The sequence below is a fragment of the Idiomarina tyrosinivorans genome (assembly GCF_003987475.1).
GTDB classification, from domain to species: Bacteria; Pseudomonadota; Gammaproteobacteria; order Enterobacterales; family Alteromonadaceae; genus Idiomarina; species Idiomarina tyrosinivorans.
Genome location: NZ_PIQH01000009.1, coordinates 109,494 through 124,188, shown reverse-complemented (window position 1 = coordinate 124,188; position 14,695 = coordinate 109,494). Strand labels below are relative to the sequence as shown.

The window sequence follows — 14,695 nt, the reverse complement described above, 5'->3', positions numbered from 1 at the left end:
TATTTCAGGGTATAGTGATGGCAATAAAGAAATAATAATAATGGCAATGGAGTTGTTCGATGCGACGTATTTGGCTGAAGCTTGTTTTTGACGCCTTTCTAGCGGGAATAAGCCTATCGGCTGCCGCGCAGCCCCCCAACACGAAGGTAGGCACCAATAACGCCTCGCCACGGTTTAGCGTGCCCAAGGTACAATTAGCGCCGACAATTGATGGCAGAGTGAATCCCGATGAATGGCAGAATGCTCGTCATATTACCCTCGACTACGAAACAAAACCGGCAGAAAACCAACCAGCGCCAGTAACGACTGACGCGTACATTTTGCAGTCGGGAAATACCTTTTACGTCGGTTTTATTGCCCATGACCCCAACCCCGAAGACATTCGTGCGGTTTTTCGCGAACGTGACGGCGGTTGGAATGATGACATGATCGGGGTAAAACTCGACACCTTCAATCAACAACAATTAGCTTACCAGTTTTATGTTAACCCGCTCGGCGTACAAACCGATGTCATAGAGAATGAACTTAGTGGTGACGAAAACTCCAATTGGGATGCAATCTGGGATTCAGCGGGTCGTATTACTGCTAACGGCTACCAAGTAGAAATGGCCATTCCGCTTGCGGTACTGAATTTCGACGATACTCTTGCGCAACAAACCTGGGGATTCGACCTTATTCGCTTTTATCCACGTGACAGCTTTACCCGCATCGCGTTACAACCCAACGACCGCGATAATGTTTGCCAATTGTGCCAATTAGCAAAAATTACTGGCTTTAAAAATGCGCAACAAGGTACCAATCTCATCATTGCACCTACCTTAACAGCAATTCGTAACGAACAACGTGATGCTTACGATCCGAACAGTGACTTTGACAATGAATCGGATGTAGAAGCCGGCTTAGATGTGCGCTGGAATATCACTCCAGATATTAAATTAAATGCCACTCTGAACCCCGATTTTTCCCAAGTTGAAGCCGACTCGGCGCAGCTCGATGTGAATGAAACTTTTGCCTTATTCTACGATGAAAAGCGTCCCTTCTTTACTGCCGACAGCGATTACTTTGACAGCCAAATGGACGTGATTTACTCGCGTAATATTGGCTCTCCAGACTATGGAGCAAAGCTAACGGGCCGCTATGACAAGCAAACGTTTGCTGGTTTTGTCGCTAACGATGCGGCTACAGCATTCTTGGTACCCGGCAATCGTTCTTCCGACTTGGCGGTTATCGACGAGAAAAGCAAAAACGCCGCGTTGCGCTATCGCTATGATGTCTCGGACTCGCTCTCAATAGGTACTGTGGCAACTGCACGCGACAGCGAGCAGTATCATAACTACAACTATGGCATCGATGCGCGCTATCGCCCCAGCGCTACAGATACCTGGCGCATGCAGTGGATGCAATCAGACACGCGCTATCCAGACTGGTTAAAGAACCAATTCTGCTACGGTGACCCAGCCGACTGCCAACGCCAAGCAGAGCAAGCTGATGATTGTGATTTCGGTAACTGCCCCGTGTCTGAGCAATACCTCCGCACAGAAGACGCGGACGGCATTAAAGGTAACGCGTATACGGTGCGTTATCGGCACCAACAGAGTAACTATGTCGCGCTGGCAGAATATTATAACTACGGCCGAGACTACCGCGCTGACTTAGGTTTTATGAGCCAAATCGATATGGAGCAGGGACACCTAGGCGCTGGGTACTTCTGGTATGGCGATTCTCAAGATCCCTACACCCTTATTCAAGTAATTAGTCATTGGCGTGTTACCCGCGACCAAGACGGGACCCAAATCAGTGACAGTAAAACGCTCGACTTGCATTACGATGGCCCATTGCAGTCAGCGCTTAACTTGGGTTTTGAAAATAAAAAGGAACTTGGTGAGCGCTACAATCAAGCCACCTTAACGCTGGCCAATAACGCCCCAGAATTTGATCAAAACATCTGGCATTTTGCAGGGAGTTTCAAACCGTTCAACGGCTTCTATCTCGGCACGTACTTTGAATACGGTGACAGTATCGACTACTACAACAATCAGTTAGGTACGGTAAAATATGGCGAGCTCAGCACCACCTGGAATGTCAGCGAACGCTTAACGTTTAGTCTTTTCCAACAGCATGAGTCATTGGATGTCGATGGTGGCGAATTATACCGAGCCGACCTAACTGACTTTCGCGTAAGTTACCATTTCTCAGTGCGCAGCTATCTAAAGCTGGCGTTGATCTACAATAAGGTTGAGCGTAATCCCGCCCTATATCGCTACTACTCGGTTAATCGAAGCAGCGAAGAGTTGTCTTCTCAGTTGCTCTACACTTATAAAGTGAATCCACGCACCCTGCTATACTTGGGGTACTCAGATAACGCGATTGCCAACGACTATATCAGTGATTTACGACGTAATAATAAAACCTACTTTATGAAAGTTAGCTATGCTTGGCAGCAATAACTCGCGGGGTTTAGTGGCCAATGAAATATCCTCAACACCAGCATACAGCTTTATTACTCACTGGAGGCGGCGCTAGAGCTGCCTACCAAGTGGGTGTGTTACGCGGCATCGCCAACATGCTGCCCCGTAACTACAGCATCCCTTTCCCGATTTTATGTGGCACCTCTGCTGGCGCAGTGAATACCATGGCATTAGGCTGCTATGCCTCTTGTTTCCATTTAGGGGTGAAAAAGCTGGAGTACGTGTGGAAGAATTTTCACACTCATCAAGTCTACAGAAGTCGTGCTTGGCCGGTATTTAAACATTTATGGCGACGTTTCGCACGCTCTCTACAAACCGATATGGTGGGGCAATCACCGTTTAGCCTGTTGGATAATCAGCCGCTTCGAGAGTTGCTCAATAAGGTGTTTGATTACCAGCGCCTAGATAACAATATTCACGGTGGCCACCTCAGTGCTTTGTCCGTCACCGCTTCGCGCTATAACGACGGCTTTTCCATTTCGTTTTTTGAGGGTGCGGAAAAGCATGCCGGCTGGCAACGCAGCCAACGCGCTGGCATTCCGTTGCGATTGAATACCGAACATCTGATGGCTTCTGCAGCCATTCCGTTTGTATTCCCGTCGGTAAAGATTCAACACGGCTTTTATGGCGATGGCTCGGTTCACCAAATTGCCCCGCTCAGTCCGGCCATTCACCTAGGTGCTGAGCGCATTTTAGTGATTGGCTTAGAGCGGCCACAAATGTCGCACAGTCACATTCCTCGACGCCATCCCAGTAGCGCGGAGATCGCCGGTCACTTATTGGATACTATTTTTGCCGACACCTTAAATTCTGATATTGAGCGTTTGCAGCGCATCAATCAGACGTTGGATATCCTCGACCGCCATAACCTTGGTCATCCGCAGTTACGCAAAATAGAGACCTACGCCATTTTACCCAGCCACGATTTTAATGCGCTGGCGCGCGAATATTATGACGATATGCCCTGGGCCATTCGTCAGTTGTTAAAACTGGTCGGGGTTAATGCGCAGTCAGAGTCGAGTATTTTAAGCTACCTTTTGTTTGAAAAACGTTTTTGCCAAAAGCTAATGGCGTTAGGGCAACAAGACGCCGAGCAACAAGCCGATGCCTTAAAAGCGTTTCTCAAACTCCCCGACGCTCAACCCTCAAGTAAATAATTTTCTGCCGCTTCCACCGCTTGCGGCTTGCCGCTTAGCAAAACGACGTCGTTTGCTTGTAAGCGTATTTGATAAGCGGGTTCGTCAATTTCAACACCCTCTCTTCGCAACGCCTTGACGGCCACTCCGCGTTCATCCAGCCCCAATTGCAACAACGGTTTGTCTACAGCATAGGCATTATCGGTTAACGTCACCGCATGCAGGAATTCCAGTTTGTCCAACTTCTCTGGCGCCATATCGGTGGTTTCCCCAGGGTAGAAACCGTGCATATCGCCGTAATGGTTTCGGCGTTCCTGTTCTAACCGTGCCAAGATACGTCGAATCGGTACACCAGAGCGGGACAAAATCTGCGAGATCAGCATCAGGCTTGCCTCTAGGGTGTCAGGCACCACTTGAGAGGCTCCGGCTTCCTGCAGTTGCTGTAAGCGCAAATCATCACGACTTCGGACAATCACATAAGCCTCGTTATTGAGCTGCCGAATAACCCGCAACACTTCGATTGCACGGAGATCATCGGCAAAACTAATGATGACTAAGGGAGCAGACTCTACCCCCACCGCCTTTAAAATATCGCGTTTACTGCTATCGCCGTAGTAAACGGGTGCGCCACCGGCTATCGCCTCGTGGACCCGCAGTGGATCGCTGTCGACGGCAATGTGCGCAATCCCCTCAGCTTGGAGGAATCGACTAACGGTTTGCCCTACCCGACCAAAGCCACAAATCACTGCCGCCTGCGCGGGTTGTGGTTGATTGGTCACTTGTTCCTCAATATCAGGAAATTCAGAGCGCGCGGTAAAGCAACGCGCCAACAAGCCGTCTAAACGTTGAATAATCGAAGGCGTGATGGCCATACTAAAGACCCCGATGCCAACCATGATAGTGGCATATTGCTGCGCTAGAATACCTTGCGCGACAGCGAGGGAAACAATAACAAAACCGAACTCTCCCATTTGGAACAATGCAATCGCACTGCCCCATGCATTGATGGGCTTTTCACCTAATTGCTTTGCCAGCCAACGAATCACTAAAATTTTAATCAGCGCCATTAATGTCAGCCCAGCCAAAACCCAGTGAAGCTGGCTAGCAAAGCCTGCCAACGGCAACTGCATGCCAATGGTGGTAAAAAATAGCCCCATCAAAATATCGCGAAAAGGTCGAATATCGGCCTCAAGCTGATGGCGGTACTGGCTTTCACCAAGCATCATCCCGGCTAAAAACGCCCCTAATGCCATGGACAGCCCAAACGCATAAGTCAGGCCACCAGCAAGCAGTGCAACCATCAGCGTCGCTAGTACAAATAACTCGTCAGTGCGTTGCTTTGCGACTTCCTTGAAGACCGTTGGTAATACCCATTTGCCTATCGCCAATAACACCAATATAACGGCAATCCCTTTGCCCAATGCCCAACCTAGGCTTTGCCAAATTCCCTCAGCGCTATGCTGAGCAAGCAAGGGAATGATGATCAACAGCGGAACCACGGCGAGATCTTGAAATAGCAGCACCGCGACGGCCATTTGCCCGCGCCGACCGCTGGTCTGCCCGCTTTCTTTTAATTGTTTAATCACCACCGCGGTGGAGGACAAAGCAAGCGCCCCCGACATCACTAGCGCGCTCATCCAGGACGCGGTTAGCCAGTACAAAATGGCAAAGAATAACGCCCCACACAAGGCAACTTGCAAGCCCCCTAACGCAAATACCCAACGCCGCATCGCCAGCATTTTAGGCAACGAAAACTCTAGCCCAAGCGAGAACAGTAGTAACACGATGCCGAGCTCTGCAATAAAGTGATAATCATCCGGAGACGCTATCCAGCCCGTAACGTCAGGTCCGACAATAATCCCGGCGCACAGGTACGCCAAAATTGCAGGCAATTTAAGGCGTCGGAACGCCCACACTAAGGTGACAGCGACCATTAATAGCAGTAACAGACTGACAAAGGTTCCGTTCACAAAAACGCTCCAGAAATTCCATTCTTATCCCAGCGTCAAAATTTCAACGCTGTCTCACGATGTTCGTAACTTAATGTTTTTTATGACTATTTAACATTTGGCATCATTTTTGTATAGTCACAAGCACTTGTAATCAACCATAGCACAGGCCAACGCAGTATGACGATGTTAGGCAAATTGACCTCGTTTAAAAATGTGAACCCGCATAACATGACCGAAGAGTCACTGGTGTCTACCATGACATCCAGTACGTCTATTCGTGAACAGCATCGCTCGCTTTCTGAGGTATTACAAACCACGTTAGATATTGAGCAATTACTGAGCCTGTATGCTTGCCATATTCGTGAACACTTTAACGTTGTTTCATTACAAGTTATCACCGATGACCAAGTATTTACCCTAATCAGTCATCACCAAAACCCTGCGTATGAGCATGCGACGCTACTGTACGCTGATAACCATTATCTTGGGCAAGTCCGCTATGGCTTGAAAACACCGCTCACAACGATGCAAAAACGCCGTCTTGAGCACTGCCATCAGCAACTCGCGTTTCCACTTTTCAATAGTATGCGTTTCGCTGACGTGCGACAACAAGCGGTTCGCGACCACTTGACCCACCTTGGTAATCGCAACCTGTTGGAAGAAGTGATTGAACACTTATGCCTTCAGGTGAACCGCAGACCGCGCCTAACACATACTGTTATGTTGTTAGATTTAGACGGCTTTAAGCGCGTTAACGATAAGTTTGGGCATGCTGTTGGCGATGACATTTTGCGACACTATGCGCAATTGTTGAAGCGGGTGGTGCGTGATACTGATCAGGTTTTTCGCTTCGGCGGCGACGAGTTTATTTTGGTGTTGGAGAATACGCCACTGGAAGATAGTGAGTCGGTTTATCAACGCATTCAACGCGCTATGACGTTAGATAGCGAGCTCAATGCCTACCAATTGGCAACCAGTGCAGGCGCGGTACTTATCAACGTGGGCGAGCACGTAGAATCCGTTATCGCTGCAGCCGATGAACAGCTTTATCACGCCAAGGCGGCAGGAAAAAACTGTTTATACACGCCGACGACGTTGCAGCAACAAGCCACAGCAAATAGCGATTAAACCTATCACCGTCGTACTCTGAATGGTCTCATTCAATAAACTGGCGATCAGAATTAACGATAAGAACGGCGACAGGAAAATCAGTGTTGATAAAGGCGCTGTGCGTTCCGCGTAACGCATGGCATAAAGCCACAATAAAAACGTTACGCCCATCTCAAACAAGCCAACGTATAAACCTGCGGCAAAACTCTGCCATTGCCATTGCCAAGTAGCATCTGTGAACCATTGCAGCCCCCACAAAAATGGCAACGACGCCGTGAACGCAAGCCACAACGCGAGAATGGGTGGATCGTCATTGCGCGCACTGAATAGCCAATAAAAAGCCCATAGCACTGTACTCAACAATGCCATTCCGACACCACCCCAGTGCGTCTTTGCAAGGTCCCACTGACCGCCAGTGGCAATGAGCACTACGCCTGCGTAGGCAATAGCCAAGGCGAGTATCTCTTGCCGCCGTAACGGTTGTTTTAGAATAGGTACAGCCAACAATGTTGTGGTTAGCGCCCAACTGTAGTTGATCGCTTGCGCTTGTTGCGCGGGCAATACGTCATACGCCGAAAACAGTGCCCAGTAGTAGGCACAGGGATTAATTAACCCAAATACGAGGTAGCGCCAGCCTCGCCGTTGCGCCAGTTCTAAGGCTTCGCGCCAGCGACGTTGAACGCTGATCACCAACGTTAAGAACCCTACCGTTACCATACTGGCGAGCAATAATAATTGCATTGGCGTGAGGTATTGCAGGGCAATTTTAAATGCGGTAGCAACAGTCGACCACAACAACACCGCGAGTAATCCCAGTATTATCGCTTTGCGCTGGTCTTTAATCGGCAAAATCTTTACTCCATTGCCACTGCACTGCAGCCTCTTGCCACTGTTTTGCCAGCGCATTTTGTGGTTGTTTAGCAAACGCTCCGACCCCAGGAACCAACCATATATCGCGCCATTCAAGCAACGGCCAACGATTGCGAAGCCACGGCGCTATTTTTGCTTGTTTTAACCAGTCGCCGAGCACTTTCCCGCCCTCGCGATGGGCTTGATAAAGCTTGCCTTTCGGATGAGAAAATCCGACTTGGACGGACGCATTCAAGGTCGTTAATGGACGCAACTGACCTAGTGGCTTTGGCAACCTAAGCGACTGTTGGGGTAGCCAAGATTGGCGCCATTGGCACAGTTCAGCAATATCCGGAAGTTCAGGCGTCCAGAATAATGCCTGCTGATAATAGCGCACCGCTTGTCCGGCCCAAGATACCGTGAGTTGTGAGTCCATCTGCGCGCTTATTGCTTGTTGCCGAATTTGCTCAAGCTGTTGATAGCTGGGCATTATCGAAGCTAAGCCCGATAACCAATGGCGCAGTATTGCGCGTTGGAGCGCGGCACTGTGTCCTTGCAAAGCGGCTATTGCTAGCCCATTACCATTGCTCTGCAGTGGCTGGCAGTAGGGCGTTAACAGTTCCGCCGCTAAGGCATCTTGTTCAGCACACAGTGCCGCGGAGCGCATAATGCTTTGCCCAAACTGCGGCCAGCGCTGTTCTAACAGCGGCACAATATCGTGGCGCAAAAAATTACGATCCATCGCTGTGTCGTAATTGGTGTCATCCTCAATCCAGAACAATTGATGTTGTTGCGCATAGCGGATGATCTCGGCTTTACTCACCGGCAACAATGGCCTGACTAAAAGTCGTTGCTCCACAAAGGGGCTAACAGCAGCCATCGCCGCTAAGCCACGCGGTCCGCTGCCGCGTTTTGCTTGTAATAGGAAGGTCTCGATTTGATCATTACGATGATGGCCCAGCAAAATCACCGCGTCACTTTCCGTCAATTCTGCAAGACGTTGGTAACGACGTTCCCGACCAGCCGCCTCTTTACTCTGCCTAGCCGCAATCGGCACCGCAAGAGATTCAAAGTGACACGCCAAGGGCAAATCTTTTACTGCATTCTGTAAAGCGTTTGCCCACTGGCTAGAGTCCGGGTGGAAATGGTGGTCGAGATGAATTGCCAACGGCTGGCGTAGCTGTGGGTGCTGCCGCAAATACTCAAGCGTTAAATGCAGTACAGTTTGCGAATCAGCACCACCGCCCAGAGCCACGACAATTTGTTGCTCTGGGCGCAGTGCTAATGAGTCCAGTTGATGTGCAAACTGCTGATACAGCGTCTGCGCCATAAAGGTTTAGCAATAACCAAAGGACATAAGCTTTTTGTAACGCTGGTCAAGCAGCTCGCTTTTGTCCAATTTCATTAGTGCTTGCAGGTCTTTGCTGATTTGTTGTTTCAAGCGCTTAGCCATTTCGTCCGGATCACGATGCGCGCCACCCAGCGGCTCTTCAATCACCGAATCAATCAGACCTAATTCCAAGCTACGTCCTGCGGTAACGCCCATTGCTTCAGCAGCTAACGGCGCTTTACTGGCGCTTTTCCACAAGATTGATGCACAACCTTCGGGAGAAATCACCGAATACGTGCTGTATTGCAACATGTTCACTCGGTCACCGACACCAATTGCTAATGCGCCGCCAGAACCGCCCTCACCGATGACGGTACATACAATCGGTACGCTAAGACGCGCCATCACTTTAAGGTTACGCGCTATCGCTTCACTTTGTCCGCGCTCTTCCGCACCAATACCGGGGTAGGCCCCTGGCGTATCGATAAAGGTAATGATGGGCATCGAAAAACGTTCTGCCATTTCCATCATGCGCAACGCTTTGCGATAACCCTCGGGTTTTGGCATGCCAAAATTGCGGCGAATTTTTTCTTTGGTCTCACGGCCCTTCTGCTGGCCGATAATCATCACCGGCTGACCATCCAGTCGCGCAATGCCACCAACAATCGCTTCATCATTGGCAAACGTTCGATCCCCTGCTAACTCATCAAATTCGGTAAAGATTTTACTGATGTAATCGAGGGTATAAGGGCGCAGCGGATGGCGAGCCATCTGCGCCGACTGCCACGGACCTAACTCGGAGAAAATCTTCTCGGTTAATTCGCGGCTTTTAGCCTGCAATCGGCTGACTTCTTCTTCCAAGTCGATGTCTAAATCGCCCTTTCTGCCGACCGTTTTAAGCTCTTCAATTTGTGCCTGAAGCTCAGCAATGGGTTGCTCAAAATCAAGAAAATTAAGACTCATGAATCGCTCACACCTTTAAAACGCTAAGGCAACGTGTTGTTCACCCAACAGTTGCTGTAATTCGTGTATCAGTTCGTCAGATGGATTGACGAACCACTGAGTCGCCACTTGCAATTCGGCTTCTGCTTCCGCCCGTAAGTAACGGAAGCGAACTGGACAAGAGCCCGCTTTAAAGGGGCTCATCACTTGTTGCAAGCGCGCTAATAACTGTTCATCACAGGCTTCTTGGCGCAGTTCAATCGCTAAATGCTTGACGTAACTCGCGCGCGCCTGTTCTATGGTCATGACTTCTCTGGCGGTCATTGTATTGCCACCACTGAAATCATCAAAGCTGACCTCTCCTTTTACCCACAAAATACGGTCTTTTTCCAGTAGATGTTGGTAGTTTTCGTATTCTTGGCTAAACAAACGCACATCCATGCGCGCGGTTTTGTCATCTAAGGTAACAATAGCCCAACGTTGGCCCTTTTTATTGACCAGCGTTCTAACGCCTATTACCAGCCCCGCAGCGGTAGTGAATTTGTCGCGTCCAGTTGGCGTGACATCACTGATAGTGCCGGCGACATAGTGCCTTAATTCTGCGCGGAAGCGATTAATCGGATGGCCGGTTAGGTATAACCCGAGCGTTTCTCTCTCGCCCTCTAACCATACCGCTTCTGACCATTGTGGCACATTTTCAAAGGCATGCTCGACTTTTTCTGGCTCCGTAGTGAGTACGCCAAACAAATCGGACTGCCCCATAGCCTCCGCTTGGTGGTGCTGTTCAGCTTGGCGCATCGCCTTTTCAAGGGTTGCCAGCAATGCTGCGCGGTGCGGCCCTAACTGATCCATCGCACCGGCTTTAATTAAACGTTCCAATACCCGTCGATTGAGCTTTTTCAGATCCACCCGACAGCAGAAATCGAACAAATCAGAGAATGGCCCATCGGCTTCTCGCGCTGCAATAATGGATGCGATGGGTCCCTCACCCACGCCTTTGATGGCGCCAATACCGTACACCACTCGTTGTTGCTCATCGACGCTGAATTTATAGTGACCCACGTTGACGTCTGGCGGCAAAATTGTCAGTCCCATGTTATCGCACTCATCAACCAAGGTAACAATCTTATCGGTATTATCCATATCCGCAGACATTACGGCGGCCATGAATTCTGCTGGATAATGGGTCTTCATCCATAAGGTTTGATAGGATACCAACGCATAAGCTGCCGAGTGCGATTTATTGAAACCATACCCTGCGAATTTTTCTACCAGATCAAAGATTTTAATCGCTAATTCAGGGTCGATGTTATTTTCCGCCGCGCCCTTTTGGAAAACTTCACGCTGCTTCGCCATTTCCTCTGGCTTTTTCTTACCCATCGCTCGGCGCAGCAAATCGGCGCCACCCAGCGTGTACCCTGCTAACACCTGGGCGATCTGCATCACCTGCTCTTGGTACAGGATAACTCCGTAGGTGGGCTCTAGAATGGGTTTTAGCGAGTCGTGCTGATATTCAGCGTCTGGGTAAGAGATAGCTTCTCGGCCGTGCTTACGGTCGATAAAGTTATCCACCATTCCGGATTGCAAAGGACCCGGGCGGAACAGTGCGACCAAGGCGATAATATCCTCAAAACTGTCCGGTTGCAGGCGCTTAATCAGCTCTTTCATCCCGCGCGACTCTAGCTGAAACACAGCGGTAGTCTCGGCTTTTTTCAGCAGCGTAAACGACGCTTTGTCGACCAACGGGATTGCGCTAATGTCGACCGGTTCTAGCTGATCTTTAGCGCGGCGCCGATTGACCATTTCAAGCGCCCACTGGATGATCGTCAGCGTGCGCAAGCCTAGGAAGTCAAATTTTACCAAACCGGCAGCTTCAACATCGTTTTTATCGAATTGGGTAACCGGGTTTAAACCTTCTTCATCGCAATACAACGGCGAAAAATCGGTGATCTTGGTCGGCGAAATAACCACCCCACCCGCATGTTTGCCGGCATTCCTTGTAACCCCTTCGAGTATCCTTGCGCGATCGATGAGTTCTTTCACGTCCTCATCTTGCTGATAAATGTCTTCTAATTGCGGTTCAACCTCAAACGCTTTTGCCAGTGTCATCCCCGGGTCACCCGGCACTAACTTCGAAATTTTATCAACAAACCCATAGGGATGACCTAAAACCCGGCCCACGTCGCGAATTGCCGCTTTTGCCGCCATCGTACCGAAGGTGATAATCTGAGACACCGCATCACGACCGTACAGTTCAGCCACATGATCGATCACCTCATCGCGGCGATCCATACAGAAGTCGACATCGAAATCTGGCATTGATACCCGTTCTGGGTTCAAGAAACGTTCAAAAAGTAAGTCAAATTCTAACGGGTCAAGATCGGTGATCTTCAATGCGTAAGCCACCAATGAACCCGCACCTGAGCCGCGCCCGGGACCGACCGGAATACCATTATCTTTTGACCACTGGATAAACTCCATCACGATCAAGAAGTAACCGGGGAACCCCATATTGTTGATAACCGTTAATTCGGTTTCTAAACGCTGGTCATACTCACCGCGCTTGGCGGCGCGCTCCTGCTCATCTGGGAACAAGAACGCAAGACGCTCCTCTAAGCCTTCGCGCGAGACTTTTACGAGGAAATCAGCAGTGCTCATCTCACCGGTAGGAAACTCGGGCAAGAAATATTCGTCCAGACGGATTGTCACGTTACAGCGCTTTGCAATCTCTACACTGTTTTCTAGCGCGGCTGGAATGTCGGCAAACAATGCCTGCATTTCCTCAGCACTGCGCAGATACTGCTGTTCAGAGTAATTCTTTGGACGCCGTTTATCGTCCAGCGTGTAACCGTCATGAATGGCGACCCGAATTTCGTGCGGTTCAAAATCTTTGCTGTCCAAAAACACTACATCGTTTGTGGCAACAACCGGCAATTGCTGTTCCCCGGCTAGCGCCACGGCCGCGTGTAAATACTCTTCTTCATTGGGACGCCCGGTTCGGGTTAACTCGAGGTAGAAACGGTCGGGAAAATACCGTTGATAGAAATCAAGCATCTGCTGCAACGGCTCTTTATGGCCAGCCAGTAAGGCTTTACCAATATCGCCGTAGCGCGCCCCAGATAATAGCAGCACACCTTCGTTATGCTGCGCCAACCAATCTTTATCGATCAGCGGTTTGCCACGTACATGACCGCGTAAATAGGCTTTTGAAATAAGTTGGGTGAGTTGCTGATAGCCTTCGTTATTCATCGCCAACGCAGTCAACCGAAACGGTTCTTCGTTGCAGTAGTCGCTCTGCACCCATAGGTCGACGCCAATAATCGGCTTCAGTCCCTGTTGATGGGCGGTGCGATAGTAGCGCACTAGACCACAGAAATTCATTGCATCGGTGATCGCCAAGGCGGGCATTTCAAGCTCTGCTACGCGCTGGCAGATCGGCGCGACTTTAGGTAGTCCGTCGACCATGGAAAAGTCGCTGTGAATGTGCAAATGAATAAAACTGGGTTGTGCCATGACGACTCGGTGATTTGCGTTATAAGGTTGTCATATTCTGCCTGATAGCAGCACTGATGTACACGCTCAGTGAAGCTTTAAGCGTGGTCTTAAAGCATGACTGACTCGGTCTATTAGCAGCATTAATAACAACCGCCACCAACCGTGTAATGCGCGTTGGTGCATACGGTATAAGCTGGCATAGGCAAGTCGCGCTAATCGCCCTTCAACCGTCATCGACAGCGAGCGACTTCCCATTAAATTGCCAACCGCAGTAAAGCGACTCAATGAGACTAACGAGCCGCGATCCTTATATTTGAAACTCGTCAGCGGTTTGTCAGCCAATTGTTTTCGAATATTCTTGGCTGCAGTCGCCGCCATTTGGTGCGCCGTTTGTGCACGCGGCGGCGTCCATTTGTCGTCAGCCATTTGGAAGCCGGCACAATCGCCGATGACGTATATACTGTCGTCGTCGATACTGCGTAGGTACTGGTCAACAACTAGCTGGTTATTTTTGCGTGTGGTCAATCCCAATTCAGAGATGAATTCGGGCGCTTTTACTCCCGCTGCCCAAACTTGCAAATCGGTGCGTAATTGTTCCTCATCACCAATATCTAAACGCCCCGCTTGAGCAGATGTCACCGCAGTATCCACTCGCACGTTTACGCCCAACTGCTGCAGTTGCTTTTCCACATCGCTCGCTAAACGTTCTGGTAATGCGGGTAATAGTCGAGGTCCAGCTTCCAACAGAGTAATCGAGAGGTGCGAACGGTCGAGCTTATCCAGCCCATAAATCGACAATAATTTTACCGAATGAACCAGTTCAGCGGCCAACTCTACCCCCGTCGCACCACCACCAACAATGCCAACACTCAGTTGTTCTTCGGCACCATCCTCAATCCGCTGGTTAACCCGTAAAAACTGGTTTAACAACTTCTGATGGAAGCGTTCTGCCTGCTCCGTAGAATCCAGGAACCAACAATGTTCGGCAATTCCCGAAATACCAAAATCCTGGGTCACACTGCCAATCGCCAACACCACAATATCGTAGGAAATATGTCTTTCACCCAACACCAGCTCATCATCACTATCGGTGAGCGGCCGTAAAGTAATGGTTTTGTTATCGCGGTCGATGCCGCAGAAGTCGCCTAATAAGAAACGGAATCCATGTTGAGCGCCATGGCCACGGTAACTCAATTCATCTAGGTCGGAATCAAGCGATCCGGCTGCCACTTCATGCAATAGGGGTTTCCATAAGTGGGTATTGTTGCGGTCGATCAGAACAATCTCGGCCTGCTTTTTTCGCCCCAACTTCTCTCCCAGTTGGGTTGCCAATTCGAGCCCTCCGGCTCCTCCTCCAATCACCACTATCCGTTTCATCACTATCTCCCAGCGAAAAAAAAAGGCCACTGCGAG

At 49.8% G+C, this 14,695-nt stretch carries 9 protein-coding genes; 3 read left to right on the top strand and 6 right to left on the bottom strand.

The annotated features are described in order from the left end of the window. Positions 1 to 59 precede the first annotated feature (59 nt). Together CWI84_RS10175 and CWI84_RS10170 are read left to right on the top strand one after the other, a co-directional pair. A complete protein-coding gene (locus tag CWI84_RS10175; RefSeq protein WP_126842480.1) occupies positions 60 to 2,447 on the top strand; it encodes a DUF5916 domain-containing protein in 2,388 nt (795 codons plus the stop codon). A 20-nt stretch (positions 2,448 to 2,467) separates the two neighbouring features. Then, positions 2,468 to 3,625: a patatin-like phospholipase family protein gene (locus tag CWI84_RS10170; RefSeq protein WP_126842479.1), complete on the top strand. Its 1,158-nt coding sequence runs from the start codon at positions 2,468 to 2,470 to the stop codon at positions 3,623 to 3,625. Here the strand turns inward: CWI84_RS10170 and CWI84_RS10165 are convergent. Next, positions 3,607 to 5,574, bottom strand: coding sequence for a monovalent cation:proton antiporter family protein (locus CWI84_RS10165; protein ID WP_126842478.1), 1,968 nt, complete (start codon positions 5,572 to 5,574; stop codon positions 3,607 to 3,609). The two genes, CWI84_RS10170 and CWI84_RS10165, sit on opposite strands and share 19 nt — an antisense overlap. Positions 5,575 to 5,739: 165 nt before the next feature. Between CWI84_RS10165 and CWI84_RS10160 the strand changes: the two genes are divergently transcribed. Next, positions 5,740 to 6,684, top strand: coding sequence for a GGDEF domain-containing protein (locus CWI84_RS10160; RefSeq protein ID WP_157981018.1), 945 nt, complete (start codon positions 5,740 to 5,742; stop codon positions 6,682 to 6,684). Here CWI84_RS10160 and CWI84_RS10155 read toward each other — a convergent pair. The 5 genes from CWI84_RS10155 to CWI84_RS10135 all read right to left on the bottom strand — a co-directional run bounded on the left by CWI84_RS10155 (position 6,634) and on the right by CWI84_RS10135 (position 14,659). Next, positions 6,634 to 7,515, bottom strand: coding sequence for a DMT family transporter (locus CWI84_RS10155; RefSeq protein ID WP_241968774.1), 882 nt, complete (start codon positions 7,513 to 7,515; stop codon positions 6,634 to 6,636). The genes CWI84_RS10160 and CWI84_RS10155 overlap by 51 nt on opposite strands. Next, the gene (tilS, locus tag CWI84_RS10150) at positions 7,505 to 8,845 is read right to left on the bottom strand and encodes a tRNA lysidine(34) synthetase TilS (RefSeq protein ID WP_126842475.1); all 1,341 of its coding nucleotides are present in this window, start codon (positions 8,843 to 8,845) and stop codon (positions 7,505 to 7,507) included. Before tilS ends, CWI84_RS10155 begins: the two co-directional genes overlap by 11 nt. A 6-nt stretch (positions 8,846 to 8,851) precedes the next feature. After that, positions 8,852 to 9,808, bottom strand: a complete 957-nt coding sequence (accA, locus tag CWI84_RS10145; protein ID WP_126842474.1) for an acetyl-CoA carboxylase carboxyl transferase subunit alpha — start codon at positions 9,806 to 9,808, stop codon at positions 8,852 to 8,854. Positions 9,809 to 9,823: 15 nt separating this feature from the next. Continuing rightward, positions 9,824 to 13,300, bottom strand: coding sequence for a DNA polymerase III subunit alpha (gene dnaE / locus CWI84_RS10140; protein ID WP_126842473.1), 3,477 nt, complete (start codon positions 13,298 to 13,300; stop codon positions 9,824 to 9,826). Between the two features lie 66 nt (positions 13,301 to 13,366). Continuing rightward, on the bottom strand, positions 13,367 to 14,659 hold the full coding sequence (locus tag CWI84_RS10135; RefSeq protein ID WP_198674511.1) for an NAD(P)/FAD-dependent oxidoreductase: 1,293 nt from the start codon (positions 14,657 to 14,659) through the stop codon (positions 13,367 to 13,369). Positions 14,660 to 14,695: the final 36 nt, after the last annotated feature.